The sequence below is a fragment of the Mesorhizobium sp. M0491 genome (assembly GCF_040321265.1).
GTDB lineage: Bacteria > Pseudomonadota > Alphaproteobacteria > Rhizobiales > Rhizobiaceae > Mesorhizobium.
The window spans coordinates 38746-52591 of the sequence record NZ_JAMYRE010000014.1 but is presented as its reverse complement, the minus strand read 5'-3'; the positions used below and the strand labels follow the sequence as shown (position 1 = coordinate 52591).

Sequence of the window (13846 nt, the reverse complement as noted above, 5' to 3'; positions counted from 1 at the left end):
GATGTTGACATTGTGTGATCGCTGGCCCTACCTTGTCGGAAAGCAGCCAAGAGACTGTGGGGAACAGCCATGCGAAACGGAAGCGACGTCATCGTCGTCGGTGCCGGTATTGTCGGATCGAGCGCCGCCTATCATCTGGCCAAGGCCGGTGTGAAGGTCACGTTGGTCGAGCAGACCCACCCCGCCGGCGGCCCGTCGGGCAAATCGTCGGCGCTGCTGCACGCCTTCTACCTGATGCCGGAACTGTCGCAGCTGTCCATCCGTGGCCGAGAGATCCTGGTGTCGCTGCCGGAAATCGCGGGCGAAGGATCCTTTGTCACCGAAATCGGCATGATGTGGGTCTGCGGCAACGACAACAAGGTGAGTTGGACGGCGGCAGCCGAACGCATCCGCGGCGAGGGCGCGCGCATCGAGACATTGTCGCCGCAGGCCTTTGCCGACGCGGCACCCGGCTTTGTCCTGGACAATGTCGCAATGGCGCTGTGGGAGCCGGAATATGGCTACGCCGATGCCTTCGGCGCCACCAACGCCATCGCCCGTGCCGCCCGCGCCAACGGTGCTGGGATCATGCAGAACACGTTGGTCGAGAGCCTCCAGCGGCAGGGCGACCGCATCACCGGCGTCACCTTGACCGATGGAACGGTGCTGGAAGCCGGTACCGTCGTCCTGGCCGCCGGGCCATGGACGCGCCGGCTGCTGGCGACAGTGGGCCTGGATCTGCCATTGCATGTCGAGCGCCATCCGATGGCCGTGCTGGACGCTGCCGGCAAGGCAAGGCAGGTCATGCCGTTCGCCTGGTGCGACGACATTTCCTGCAACTATGCACGGCCCGACAATGACGGCGTCATCCTGGCCGGCACCTGGGCCGGCGGCGGCACCGGCCTGCGCCATGAGCATGCAGGCCGTCCGCGCCTTGTCGAAAATCCCGACAACTACATGGAAGGTGTCGAGGAAGCTGAATCGGTCGAGATCCTGGAGACCTTCGCCACCCGCTTGCCGGCCATGGCCGAACTTGGCATCCGCCCCGGCTATGCCGGGCTCTACGACATGAGCCCCGACGATCTGCCTGTCATCGGCGCCATGCCTGGGGTCGAAGGGCTGGTCGTTTCTGCCGGATCCTCCGGCCACGGCTTTAAGACCGGTCCAGCCGTCGGCGAGGCCGTGGCCAGGCTGGTCACCGAGGGAGCACAGCCGATCCTGGCGCCGTTTTCGCCCGATCGCTTCAGGGCCGCGTGATGGCGTCGCCGACGATGAGCGAGAGCAACTCACGCGGCCTCATGCCGGCCGCGTTTCGCAACGCCACCGCCGATGCCCTGTGCATGGTCGCGGTGCTGCTGCTGGTGGCGCTTGCCGCCTTTGTCTTCGGCAGCGCCGCCATGCAACGTGTGGTCACCTATGCAGCGATCATGCTGACGGCGGTGCTTGGCCTGCAGATATTCTCCGGCAACAGCGGCATCGTCTCGTTCGGCCAGGCCGCCTTTGTCGGCCTCGGCGCCTACGCTACGGGCATCCTCACCATGCCGACCGCATTGCAGCGAACGGCGCTGCGCGACCTGCCGCAATTCCTCGCAGGCCATCAACTCTCCTTTGTCGCGGCGCTGGCCGTCGTCCTTGCTCTCGCGGTCATCGTCGGCCTGTTGACCGGCACGCCGCTGCTCAGGCTTTCCGGATCGAGCGCTTCGATCGCAACGCTTGCCATGCTGATCATCGTCTACACGCTGCTGGTCGCCGGACGCGAAATCACCCGCGGCAGCCAGCCATTTTACGGCGTGCCGCGCGAGGTCGGGCTGTGGACGGCTGCCGCTGTCGCTTCGGTGGCGCTGGTGGCGGCGAGGTTGTTTCGCGAAACCTCCTTCGGCCTTGCCACCCGCGCCGCCGCCAATGACGAGCGTGGTGCGGCCGCCGTCGGCGTCGACCAGCGCACGGCGCGTCTGGCCGCCTGGGTGGCGGGCGTCGTCGCCGCCATGGCCGCCGGCGCCATGATGGCGCAATTCCTTGGCGCGTTTTCGCCGCGCGATTTCTATTTCGACCTCGGCTTCACCATGCTCGCCATGCTGATCGTCGGCGGCATGACCTCGTCGCTCGGCGCTTTCGCCGGCGTCATCGTCACCATCGTTTTGGTCGAAGTGGTGCGCCGCTTCGAGGGCGGCGGCGAGGTGCTCGGCCTGCATCTGCCTGTCCTGTTCGGCTTGACCCAGGGCGTGCTGGCCATCGCCATGATCCTGGTCATCTGGCGACGCCCGACCGGTCTGTTCGGCGAGCGTGAGCTCAACCTTTTGCGCCGGCCGGGACGCCAGGCCGTGACGGCTTCGGCGGCACCTCCGCAGCATGTCGAGAGTGACCGGCTCACCGCCGACCATCTGTCGCGCCGCTATGCCGGCGTCGTTGCCGTCGATGACGTCAGTTTGAGCTTCGGGACAGACAGCATCACCGGCATTATCGGTCCCAATGGCGCCGGCAAGACCACGCTGCTCAACATGCTGGCCGGTGATGTCCAGCCAAGCACCGGCACAGTGTCTGTCGGCGGCGCGGTGCGGCAGGCTTCGGCCTTTCGCTTCGCCCGCTCCGGCGTTGCCCGCACCTTCCAGAACATCCGCGTTTTTCCGCACATGACGGTGCTCGAAAATGTCGTTGTCGCAGCACGCCAGGTGGAACCTGATCTCGGCCATGCCGAGGCGGCGGCGATGAGCGAGCTTGCGCGCATGGGGCTGGAGAGATTTGCCGATCAGCCGGCCGCCAGGCTTGCCTATGGCCAGCGCCGCCGGCTCGAAGTGGCACGCGCCCTGGTGTTGAGGCCACGCTTCCTGCTGCTCGACGAGCCGGCCGCCGGCATGAACGCCGTCGAGACCGCCGAACTGGTCTCGATTCTATCGACGGTTCGCGCGGAGCGCCGCATCGGCGTCGTGCTGATCGAACACGACATGCGGCTGGTGATGAATTTGTGCGAGCGCATCGTCGTCATCGATCATGGCCGCGTCATCGCTGACGGCACGCCCGGCGACGTCCAGAAGAACCCCGCCGTGATCGCCGCCTATCTCGGCAGCCGCACGGCGCGTGCCAAGACCGCAACAGCTGAAAACCAGACCGCATGACCTGCAACGACAACCAATCATAAAAATCCAGAAGGAGAACCGACATGCCAAGCCTCTATCGCCTCCATCGCGCCGCCCTGTGCGCTGCCGTGTTCGGCATCGCCGCCATTTCGACGGCCAGCGCCGAGGAGATCATCATCGGTGCCGCGACCGCGCAGACCGGCGGCCTTGCCCCTTACGACCAGCCGGCACTTGCCGGCCTGCGCATGTCGCTCGACGAACTCAACGCCAAGGGCGGGCTCGGCGGCAAATACACCGTCAAGCTTTTGATCAAGGACACGCGCTCCGATACCGCGCAGACCGCCACCGTCGCCCAGGAGCTGATCGACGCCGGCGCCAAGATCATGATCACGCCGTGCGATGCCGATCCCTCGATTTCCGCCGGCCAGCTCACCCAGCCGCTCGGCATTCCGACCCTGACGCTGTGCGGCTCCGCCCCGGTGCTGACCGGCGCGGTCGGCGACGTCATGTTCGGCACCTATCCGGCCGACAATGTGCAGGCGACGGCGGTCGCCGACTTTGCCGTCTCCGAAGGCAAGAAGAAGGTGTTCCTGCTGACCTCGCCGGACTCCACCTACACCGCCAATCTGCCGGAATATTTCGGCAAAGTGTTCGAGAAGAAGGGCGGCGCCATTGTCGGCCGCGGCACCTTCAGCATGGGCCAGCCCGACTTTTCCGCCGAGATCACCAACATCAAGGGCCTGGCCGACAAGCCCGACCTGATCATGACGGCGGCCTACGAGCCGGATTTCCCGGCCTTCGTCCAGCAATTGCGCGGCGCCGGCGTCACCATCCCGGTCTATGGCGCCGATGCCATCGGCACGCCGACCATCAAGGCGCTCGGCAAATTGGTCGACGGCGTCGTCTACACCGCGGCCGGCTATGCCGAGCCAGGCAGCAAGCTCGAGGCCTTCAACGCCGCCTTCACCAAATATGCCGGCCACGCACCGGAATCGACCTATGAGGTCAATGGCTACGAGATCGGCCTGATCCTCGACCAGGCGGTCAAGACGGCCGGCTCCGACGACCCGAAGGCGATCCGCGACGCCATCGCCGGCCTCAAGGATTTCGAAGGCATCACCGGCAAGATCACCTATGCCGGCACTGATCGCATGCCGCTGCGGCCAGTGGCGCTGATGCGCTACGAGGGCGGCGAGGGCAAGCATGTCGAGACCCTGATCCCCGACGCCGCCGACGTTCCGGCGCCGTGATATCATGCTGAGCGTCGAAGCCCTGAAAATCCGGTACGGCGAGGTCGAGGCGGTGCGCCGCGTCGACCTCACCGTCGGCAGCGGCGAGATCATCGCGCTGGTCGGTGCCAACGGCGCCGGCAAGAGCTCGACGCTCGGTGCCGTCGCCGGGTTGGTGCCGGCGGCATCCGGCAAGGTGGTCTTCGACGGTGTCGACATCACCGGCCTGGCGCCGGAGGCGATAGCCCGCAAGGGCGTCGCGCTGGTTCCCGAAGGCCGCCGTATCTTCGCCAGCCTGACGGTGGCCGACAATCTGCGTCTCGGCGGCGCGGTGCATCAGCCGGCGGCCGAGGCAAGGCTGCGCGAGGAGGAGATGCTGGAGTTGTTCCCGATCCTGCGCCGCTACCACCGGGTCAAGGGCGGCAATCTGTCGGGCGGCGAACAGCAGATGCTGGCCATCGCCCGCGCGCTGATGGGCAAGCCGCGCATGATCCTGCTCGACGAGCCCTCGCTCGGCCTTGCCCCGCAACTGATCGACACCGTCTTCGACCTGATCGCCGAACTGCGCCGCAAGGGCCTGACCATCCTTCTGGTCGAACAGAATGTGGCGCTGGCGCTCGAAATCGCCGACCGCGCCGTCGTGCTCGCCAATGGCGAAGTGGTGCTGGCCGGCACGGCAAAAGAACTCGCCTCCTCGGACCTCGTCCGCCAGGCCTATTTGGGAGCTTGAGAAGCATGATCGCGCAGCAGATCATCAATGCGGTGAGCCTCGGCGGCGTCTATGCGCTGCTGGCGCTCGGGCTGGCGATCGTCTTTTCCATCGTCGGCCTCATCAACTTCGCCCATGGCGAGCTGATGACGCTGTCGGGCTACGCGCTTCTGGCCTCGCTGGTGCTCGGCTTTCCCTTCCCGGTAGCCGTGCTTGTCGCCGTCTCCTGCGGCGCGCTCGCCGCTGTCGCCATGGAGCGTATCGCATTCAGGCCGATGCGCGGCGCCAGCGTCACCAGCCTGCTGTTGACCAGCTTTGCCGTCTCCAGCCTGTTGAAGGTCGTATTCCAGAACGGCATTTCGGCGCGGCCGCAAGCTGTCGCCATGCCCGGTTGGATGACCGGCGCCTTCTCCTTCGGCGATTTCACCATCGGCGTCGGTCCCAGCATCTCCATCGTCGTCTCCGCACTGGCGCTGATTGCGCTGGAAGTCTTCCTTCGCCGCTCGGTGACCGGCACGGCGATGCGCGCCGCGGCGGAAGATTTCGACGTCGTGCGCCTGATGGGCATTCCGGCCAGCCGCATCATCGCCACCGCCTTCCTGCTCTCCGGCCTGCTTGCCGGGCTGGCGGCCATGCTGTGGGTGGCGCAGCGTGCCTCAGTCGATCCGCTGATGGGCTTTACGCCGGTGCTGAAGGCCTTCATCGCCGCCGTCGTCGGCGGGCTCGGCAGCTTGCCCGGTGCTGTCGCCGGCGGTTTTCTGCTCGGCATCATCGAGGTTTTGTTGCAGGCGACGCTTCCGGGAGCGATCGCGCCCTACCGCGATGCCATCGTGCTGTCGGGGGTCATCGCGGTACTGCTGGTTCGCCCGCAAGGCCTGATCCCGGCGGTTCGCGCTCAGCGAAGCTGACCTGATGTATACCAAGCCTGAATTTGCGCCGCTGTCGTCGGACGAGGTGTTCGGCCTGATCGAGGCTGCGGCCTTCGCGACGGTGGTGACAGCGGGACCGCAGGGCCTTGTCGTCTCGCATCTTCCCTTCGTGCTCGATCGCCCGCGTGGTGAAAACGGAACGCTGGTCTCGCATCTCGCCAGGGCCAATCCGCACAGCACCTTGATCAGCGAAGGCAGGGAGACGGTCGCTATCTTCCACGGCCCACATGGCTACATCTCGCCGTCCTGGTATCCGCGCAACCCGGTGCGCGACAGCGCGCCGACCTGGAATTTTGCTGTCGTGCATTGCCATGGGCATCCGGTTCCGCTCGACGATCATGCCACCGCCCGGCATCTCTTGCAGCTTGTCGACGTGCTGGAGAAAGATCGCGAGGATCGCTGGCGCATGCGCGAGCTCGGCCCTGGCGGCATGGAGCGGCGCATACCTGGTATCATAGGGTTTGACCTGCCGATCGATCGGCTCGAGGCCAAGTTCAAGATGGGTCAGGATGAGCGCCTCTACGACACAGGCGGAGCCATCAGGGCGCTGGAGCAAAATGACCCTGCGCTGGCAACGATGATGAAGACGCACAACGCGCATCGCCAGGACTGACCGGCTGCATGCGGCAAGGACAAGAAAAAATGATTCCCAATCTCAACATCGTCCCCTTCGTCAGCGTCGACCACATGATGAAGCTGGTGCTGAAGATCGGCGTCGAGCGCTTCCTCGTCGAACTCTCAGGCTACATCGAGGACGATTTCCGCCGCTGGGAACTGTTCGACAAGACGCCGCGCGTCGCCTCGCACAGCGCCGAAGGCGTCATCGAGCTGATGCCGACCAGCGACGGCGAGGTCTATGGCTTCAAATATGTCAACGGGCACCCCAAGAACATGCGCGAGGGCCGCCAGACGGTGACCGCCTTCGGCATGCTCGCCGATGTCCACAATGGCTACCCCGTATTGCTGTCGGAAATGACCATCCTGACCGCGCTGCGCACGGCGGCGATGTCGGCCCTGGCCGCCAAGTACCTGGCGCCGACTGGCTCCGACTGCATGGCGCTGATCGGCAACGGCGCTCAGGCCGAATTCCAGGCGGTAGCCTTCAAGGCGCTGCTCGGCGTCGACAGGCTGAGGCTTTACGACATCGATCGCAAGGCCACCGAAAAATGCATCCGCAATCTGGCCGGCCTCGGCTTCGACATGGTCGCCTGCGGCACCGCGCAAGAGGCGGTAGAAGGGGCCGACATCATCACCACCGTCACCGCCGACAAGCAGTACGCCACCATCCTCACCGACAACATGGTCGGCTCCGGCGTGCACATCAACGCCGTCGGTGGCGACTGTCCCGGCAAGACCGAACTGCACCGCGATATCCTGCTGCGCTCCGACATCTTCGTCGAATATCCGCCGCAGACCCGCATCGAGGGCGAGATCCAGCAGCTTGCACCAGATCACAAGGTGACCGAGCTGTGGCAGGTGATGTCAGGCGCCGTGCAAGGCCGGCGCGATCCCGGGCAGATCACGCTGTTTGATTCGGTCGGTTTCGCCATCGAGGATTTTTCGGCACTGCGTTACGTCAGGGATCAACTGCGCTCGACCGGCCTCTATCAGGAACTCGACATGCTGGCCGACCCCGACGAGCCGCGCGACCTGTTCGGCATGCTGCTGCGGGCGGCCCAGCAGGGTTGAGACATCGGTCGTTCAGATAGCCGAACCCCACATGGCATCCGGCACCACTACCAGCTTGCCGACGAAATCCTTGGCGATGAAATCCGCTTGCGCATGGTGGAAATCGGAGAGCTTGTAGACGCCGCCGACCAGCGGCCGGATCTTTTTCGCCTCGATGTGCCCGACGATGCGGCGGAAATCCGCGCGCGTGCCTTGGCTCGAGCCATGCAACTGCAATTGCTTCAGGTACATGGTCCTGAGATCGAGCTGCACGACCGGGCCGGCGATTGCGCCAGCCGTGGTGTAGCGGCCCTCGGGCCTGAGAATACGCAGGAGGTCATTGAAGATGGCACCGCCAACAAGGTCGGCGACAACGTCGATCGGCTGGCCTCCGGTCGCCTCGTTCACGGCATGCGGCAGGTCGGCAACGCCACGGGTGATGACAGCCTCGGCGCCGATGTCGCGCACCGCCTGCTCCTTGCCCTTGCCGACGACGGCATAGGGGATGGCGCCGCGCGCCCGTGCCAGCTGCACGATGCCGGAGCCGACACCGCCCGAGGCGCCGGTGACCAGCACGCGCTCGCCAGCCTTGAGCGCGGCGCGTTCCAGCATCTGTTCGCCGGTCAGATAGGCGCAGCAGAAGGTGGCGAGCTCGACGTCGGTCATGTCGGTATCGACGACATGAGCATTCTCGGCCGGCACGGCCTGGTACTCGGCGTAACCGCCATCGCGACCGTGGCCCATATAGTCAATGTCGGCGAGCGAATCGTCGTCGCGGTTGTAGATCGAGAAGTCGACCATCACCCGTTCGCCGATACGATCAGGCGACACGCCTTCGCCAACGGCGGCGATGGTGCCGACAGTGTCGGTGCCCTGAATGCGCGGGAAGCTCAGAGTGTTGCCCTGACGCCGCCAGGTCGACACTGCAGCCGCGTCCTCTTCTGTGCCATAGGCGCCCTGGCGCACCCAGACGTCGGTGTTGTTCATCCCGCAGGCGCTGACTTTCACCAGCACTTCACCCGGCGCAGGCGCAGGCACTTTGACATCGCTGCGGTAGATGAGCTTTTCCGGTCCGCCGTGCCCGGTAAGCAGCACGGCGGCCATGGTGGCGGGGACAGTTTTGGTCATGGCATTCATGGATCGATCTCAGAGATTGGCAAACACGCTCTTGACCGCGTCGGCGGTCTTCGAAACGACGATGTCGGCTTCTTCGCGGGTCAGGCAGAGCGGCGGCGCAAAGCCGAGAATGTCGCCCTGCGGCATGGCGCGGCCGATGACCCCGCTTGCTGCAAGCGTCGTCGCAACCTGCGGTCCGATCTTGAGCGAAGCATCGAAGAACACCCGATCGTCCTTGTCGGCAACGAACTCGACCGCCGCCAGCATGCCGTCGCCGCGCACGTCACCGACATGTTTGTGACCGCCGACCGCCTTGGCCAGCTCGGCGCGGAAAAAGGCGCCGGTCTCGCGGGCATTGGTCACAAGATCCATCTCGTCGATCAGTTCGAGATTGGCGACGCCGGCGGCAACGCAGATCGGGTGCGCGGAATAGGTCCAGCCATGGCCGAGCGAGCCGAGCTTGTCGGAGCCCTCAACCAGCACCTGCCACATCTTGTCGGCGACGATGACGCCCGACAGCGGCGCATAGGCCGAGGTCAGGCCCTTGGCGATGGTGATCAGGTCCGGCTTGATGCCGTAATGGTCGGAGCCGAACATGGTGCCCAGCCGGCCGAAGCCCGTCACCACTTCGTCGGCGACCAGAAGCACGTCGTACTTCTTAAGCACCGCCTGGATCTTTTCCCAATAGCCTGCCGGCGGCGGCACGATGCCGCCAGTGCCGAGGATCGGCTCGCCGATGAAGGCCGCGACGGTTTCCGGACCCTCGGCCAGGATCATCTCCTCGAGCTTGTCGGCGCAATGCTGCGAGAACTGTTCTTCGCTCATCGAGCGGTCGGCTCGGCGGAAATAATAAGGCGCCTCGGTATGCAGGATCGGCGCGCGCGGCAGGTCGAAGGCGTTGTGGAACAGGTCGAGCCCGGTCAGCGAACCGGTCATCACGCCCGAACCGTGATAGCCCCGCCAGCGCGAGATGATCTTCTTCTTCTCCGGCCGTCCGAGCACATTGTTGTAGTACCAGATCAGCTTGATGTTGGTTTCGTTGGCGTCGGAACCGGAGAGGCCGAAATAGACCCGCGACATGCCCTGCGGCGCGCGGTCGATGATCATCTTGGCCAGCGTGATCGAGGCTTCGGTGCCGTGGCCGACATAGGCGTGGTAGTAAGCGAGGTTCTTCGCCTGGGCGGCCATGGCATCAGCGATCTTCTGGCGGCCGTAGCCGACATTGACACAATAGAGGCCTGCGAAGGCATCGAGGCTCTTCCGGCCATTGTTGTCCCACACGGTGACGCCTTCACCGCCGGCCATGATGCGCGTCGGGCTTTCACCCCGCGCATGCGTTCCCATATGGGTCGAGGGGTGGAAGAAGTGGTCGCGATCCCAGGCGGCGAGTTCGTTGGACTGGTCGAGCATTCTTTTGACTCCTGACAAAAGGGTGATTCCGGCGCAGCTTAAGCTACATCGAGACAGAGATATTTTAGATCGGTGAAGGCCTCGAGCCCGTGGCGCGAGCCTTCGCGGCCGATGCCGGATTGCTTGACGCCGCCGAAGGGTATCGGCGCGCCGGTGATCTTGACGCGGTTGATGGCAACCATGCCGTAGTCGAGCGCGCGGCCCATGCGCAACTGGCGGGCGCCGTTCTCGGTCACGACATAGGCGACGAGGCCATACTCGGTGGCGTTGGCGCGGGCGATCACCTCGTCCTCGCTGTCGAAAGCTGTCACGGCGGCGACCGGACCGAAAGTTTCCTCGCGCATGATCAGCGCTTCATCGGTGACATCGGCCAGCAGCGTCGGCTGATAGAACAGGGGGCCAGCCTGGTGCCGCTTGCCGCCGGTGAGGCAGCGCGCGCCAAGGGTCAGCGCATCGGTGACCTGCTCTTCGATCTTCTTGATCGCGCGCTCATGCATCAGCGGGCCGATGTCGGTGTCATCTGCAAGGCCATTGCCGGTTCGCAGCGCCTCGATGCGCGCGGTGAAAGCTGCGCAGAAGCGATCGTAGAGCGGACGCTGGACATAGATGCGGTTGGCGGCGAGGCAGTCCTGGCCCGACGTGGCGAATTTGGCGTCGATGGCGATATCAACCGCTTTGTCCAGATCGGCATCGGCAAAGACGATCAGCGGCGCATGGCCGCCAAGCTCCATCACCAGCCGTTTCATGGTCGGCGCACTTTGCGCGGCGATCAGCCGGCCGATCTCGGTCGAGCCGGTGAAGCTCATGGCGCGAACGCGCGGATCTTCGCACATCCGGCCGACGATGGTCGAAGCCTTGCCGGTGATGATGTTGAAGACGCCGGCGGGCAGGCCGGCGCGTTCGCCGAGTTCGGCCAGCGCCAGCGCCGACAGCGGTGTTTCCGAGGAGGGATGCGCAACAATGGTGCAGCCGGCGGCAAGGGCTGCCGCCGCCTTGCGGGTCAGCATCGCCGACGGAAAATTCCACGGCGTGACGACACCAACGACACCGAGCGGCTCGCGCCGCACCATCATTTCGGCGCCCGGCAGATGGCTTGTGACGCTCTCGGCATTCAGCCGTTTTGCTTCTTCGGCATACCATTCGACGAAGGAAGCGGCATAGTCGATCTCGCCCAGCGACTCCTGCAGCGGCTTGCCCTGTTCCAGCGTCATCAGCAGAGCCAGGTCATCCTTGGCGCCGATGATCAACTCGAACCATTTGCGCAGGATTTTCGAGCGCTCCTGCGGCAACAGCGCCCGCCAGGCCGGAAAGGCGCGCGCGGCGGCATCGATCGCCTTTGTCGTCTGCCGGCCATCGAGCGCGGCGACGAAAGCAACGGTGGTGCCGGTGGCCGGATCGGTGACCTCGAAGCTCTCGGCGGCTTCGCTCGCCGTCCAATGGCCATCGACATAGGCGAGTTCGCGCAACAGCCGGCGGTCGGCGAGGCCGTCGAGCGCTTCATGGCGATGCGAGCGGGCGAAATGCGCGGACATGGTCGAGGCCTCCCGGTTCGGACTGATGCGGGAAGACTATCCGCCCGATGCAGATAGAGAGGCTGTTTGGATGCCTCGAAGGAGAGAGACTCTCTCTTTTGTCCCGCCCCGACAGATGATCTCTCCGCCTTAAGCCGACGCCGGCAGCAGGTCGGCTATGGGCAGCGCGATCTCGTCCTTCACCGTCTTGGTGACGATGTAGGTGAAGTAGCGGTCGATGCCGATTTCCCGTTCGAGCAAGCCATCGACCAGCCGCTGATAGGCGTCGATGTCGCGCGCCATCACCTTCACCACATAGTCGACGCCGCCGCCGACAGACCAGCAGGCGACGATCTCGGGAACATCGCGGATGACGCGCTCGAAGCGGTCGAAATCGGCCTGGCGGTGGTTTGCCAGCGTCACCTCCATCAGCACGGTGGCAACGGGTGCGACGACGCGCATGGCGATCCTGGCGTGATAGCCCGAGACGATGCCGGCCTTCTCCAGCTTGCGCAGCCGCATCCAGCACGGCGTCGGCGACAGGCCGACCTGCTCGGCCAGCGCCAACTTGGTGATGCGTCCGTCGCGCTGGATGGCGTCGAGGATTTTCAGGTCGATCGGGTCGAGTTTCGCGGATGTCATCAGAGCTCACTTTTCGTCCGAGTACCATGACGGCGCATTATTTCGATTGTCAATTGCACTGATTTCGATCTCTAATAAGTCATGACATTGTGGCAACCCGATCCCGCGCTCATCCGGCGCCCGGCCTATCAATCGCTGGCCGACCAGTTCGCGCGCGCCATCCATGACGGGCGCCTCGCCAATGGCGCGCGGCTGCCGACCCATCGACGTCTGGCCGACGACCTCAAGCTTTCTGTGCAGACGGTGAGCCGCGCCTATGAGGAATTGATCCGCCGCGGGCTGATTTCGGGCGAGATCGGCCGCGGCAGCTTCGTCCAGACGCAGCGCCGCGAGCCGGAACCGCCCTATCTGCCGGAGCGGCTCGGCGAAGTCATCGATCTGTCGATCCTGAAGCCGGTCTGCGAGCCGATGCATCTGGAGCGGCTGAAGCAGGCGCTGGGCTGGCTGGCCGAGAACCTGCCGTCGAGTTCGGCACTGTCGTTTCGGCCCAACATGGTGTTTCCGCGCCACCGCGCGGTGGCGGTCGAATGGCTGAAACTGTGCGGTCTCGACACCTCCGCGCAGAACATCAGCCTGACCAACGGCGCCACCGCCGGCATGACGGTAGCGCTGATGAGTGTCGCCCCGCCGGGCTCGACGGTCGCCACCGAGGCGATCGGCCACCATACGCTGGTGCCGTTGGCACGCTATCTCGGCTTCAACCTGGAAGGCCTGCCGATCGACGACAACGGCCTGATCCCGGAAGCGCTGGACGAAGCCTGCCGGCTTTCCGACATCCGCGCGGTCTTCGTGCAGCCCTCGGTGATCAACCCGACGGCGACGTTGATGGATGCGCGGCGGCGCGAAGAAATCGCCGCGGTCGCGCGCAAGCACGACATCGCCATCATCGAGAACGATGTGCTCGGTCCGCTGGTCGAAGACCGGCCGCCGCCGGTTGCCGCGTTCGCGCCGGAGCGCACGCTCTACGTCACCTCCTTCACCAAGATCACCGTGCCCGGGCTGCGCATCGGCTATCTCGTCGCACCCGACCGCTATGTCGCCGCCGTCGCCAACCGGCATCTGGTTTCGAACTGGATGGCGACGCCGCTGGTGGCCGAGATCGCCACAAAATGGGTGACCGACGGGACGGCGATGGAGCTTGTCCACTGGCAGCGCGCGGCTTTGCGGCGCCGGCAGGATATTGCAGCGCAAGTGCTGGCGGGGGTCGGCTATCGCGCCCGGCGAGACGGGCTGCATGTCTGGCTGCAACTGCCGGCCGACCGCGCCGAGGAAAGCTTTGTCGCCCAGGCCCGCCTGCAGGGTGTGGCGATTGCACCCGGCACGTCCTTCCGTATTTCGGCTGCGCCGTGGCATCCGGCGGTGCGTATCTCGCTGGGTTCGACCACCGAGGGGGAACTGCGCGCCGGCCTCGGCGTTGTCACCAAGCTGCTGCTTGGCGATCCGGAACACCTGCTGCTCGCTATCTAGGCTGGGGTTGCTCGGAAATTGTGCGGAATCAGAAATAATTGTCATGATATTATTTTCTCAATTGACATGATTTGGCGCGTTCCGCATCGTTAAGAGCATAGACCTCTCCAGG

Annotated in this window: 12 protein-coding genes; 8 read left to right on the top strand and 4 right to left on the bottom strand. The window is 65.0% G+C overall.

Going from position 1 to position 13846, the window contains the following annotated elements; all coding sequences use genetic code 11:
• Positions 1–69 precede the first annotated feature (69 nt).
• Genes NKI69_RS19345 through ocd form a run of 7 tightly spaced genes read left to right on the top strand, consistent with a single transcriptional unit; the run spans position 70 to position 7609 of the window.
• Positions 70–1236 carry an NAD(P)/FAD-dependent oxidoreductase gene (locus tag NKI69_RS19345; RefSeq protein ID WP_023809061.1) on the top strand — a complete coding sequence of 389 codons (1167 nt, stop codon included), beginning with the start codon at positions 70–72 and terminating at the stop codon, positions 1234–1236.
• 14 nt (positions 1237–1250) lie between these two features.
• The gene (locus NKI69_RS19340; protein ID WP_245486042.1) at positions 1251–3092 is read left to right on the top strand and encodes a branched-chain amino acid ABC transporter ATP-binding protein/permease; all 1842 of its coding nucleotides are present in this window, start codon (positions 1251–1253) and stop codon (positions 3090–3092) included.
• A 44-nt stretch (positions 3093–3136) separates the two neighbouring features.
• Positions 3137–4303: an ABC transporter substrate-binding protein gene (locus tag NKI69_RS19335; protein ID WP_352722367.1), complete on the top strand. Its 1167-nt coding sequence runs from the start codon at positions 3137–3139 to the stop codon at positions 4301–4303.
• Positions 4304–4307: 4 nt separating this feature from the next.
• Positions 4308–5012 carry an ABC transporter ATP-binding protein gene (locus NKI69_RS19330; RefSeq protein WP_023809058.1) on the top strand — a complete coding sequence of 235 codons (705 nt, stop codon included), beginning with the start codon at positions 4308–4310 and terminating at the stop codon, positions 5010–5012.
• 5 nt (positions 5013–5017) lie between these two features.
• Positions 5018–5899, top strand: a complete 882-nt coding sequence (locus NKI69_RS19325) for a branched-chain amino acid ABC transporter permease (RefSeq protein ID WP_027035600.1) — start codon at positions 5018–5020, stop codon at positions 5897–5899.
• 4 nt (positions 5900–5903) lie between these two features.
• Complete coding sequence (locus NKI69_RS19320) at positions 5904–6533, top strand: FMN-binding negative transcriptional regulator (protein ID WP_352722366.1); 630 nt, start codon at positions 5904–5906, stop codon at positions 6531–6533.
• A gap of 29 nt (positions 6534–6562) precedes the next feature.
• Positions 6563–7609 carry an ornithine cyclodeaminase gene (ocd, locus tag NKI69_RS19315; RefSeq protein WP_352610024.1) on the top strand — a complete coding sequence of 349 codons (1047 nt, stop codon included), beginning with the start codon at positions 6563–6565 and terminating at the stop codon, positions 7607–7609.
• A 12-nt stretch (positions 7610–7621) separates the two neighbouring features.
• On the opposite strand, the gene NKI69_RS19310 is transcribed toward ocd, so the two are convergent.
• The 4 genes from NKI69_RS19310 to NKI69_RS19295 all read right to left on the bottom strand — a co-directional run bounded on the left by NKI69_RS19310 (position 7622) and on the right by NKI69_RS19295 (position 12267).
• A complete protein-coding gene (locus tag NKI69_RS19310) occupies positions 7622–8725 on the bottom strand; it encodes an alcohol dehydrogenase family protein (protein ID WP_352722365.1) in 1104 nt (367 codons plus the stop codon).
• Positions 8726–8734: 9 nt separating this feature from the next.
• A complete protein-coding gene (locus tag NKI69_RS19305) occupies positions 8735–10114 on the bottom strand; it encodes an aspartate aminotransferase family protein (protein WP_352722364.1) in 1380 nt (459 codons plus the stop codon).
• Between the two features lie 38 nt (positions 10115–10152).
• Entirely contained in the window at positions 10153–11646 is a 1494-nt protein-coding gene (locus NKI69_RS19300; protein WP_352722363.1) for an NAD-dependent succinate-semialdehyde dehydrogenase, read from the bottom strand.
• Between the two features lie 129 nt (positions 11647–11775).
• Positions 11776–12267, bottom strand: a complete 492-nt coding sequence (locus NKI69_RS19295) for an Lrp/AsnC family transcriptional regulator (RefSeq protein ID WP_023809051.1) — start codon at positions 12265–12267, stop codon at positions 11776–11778.
• A gap of 81 nt (positions 12268–12348) precedes the next feature.
• On the opposite strand from NKI69_RS19295, the gene ehuR reads away from it, so the two are divergent.
• The gene (gene ehuR / locus NKI69_RS19290) at positions 12349–13734 is read left to right on the top strand and encodes a MocR-like ectoine utilization transcription factor EhuR (RefSeq protein WP_352675986.1); all 1386 of its coding nucleotides are present in this window, start codon (positions 12349–12351) and stop codon (positions 13732–13734) included.
• The last annotated feature ends 112 nt before the right edge of the window (positions 13735–13846 follow it).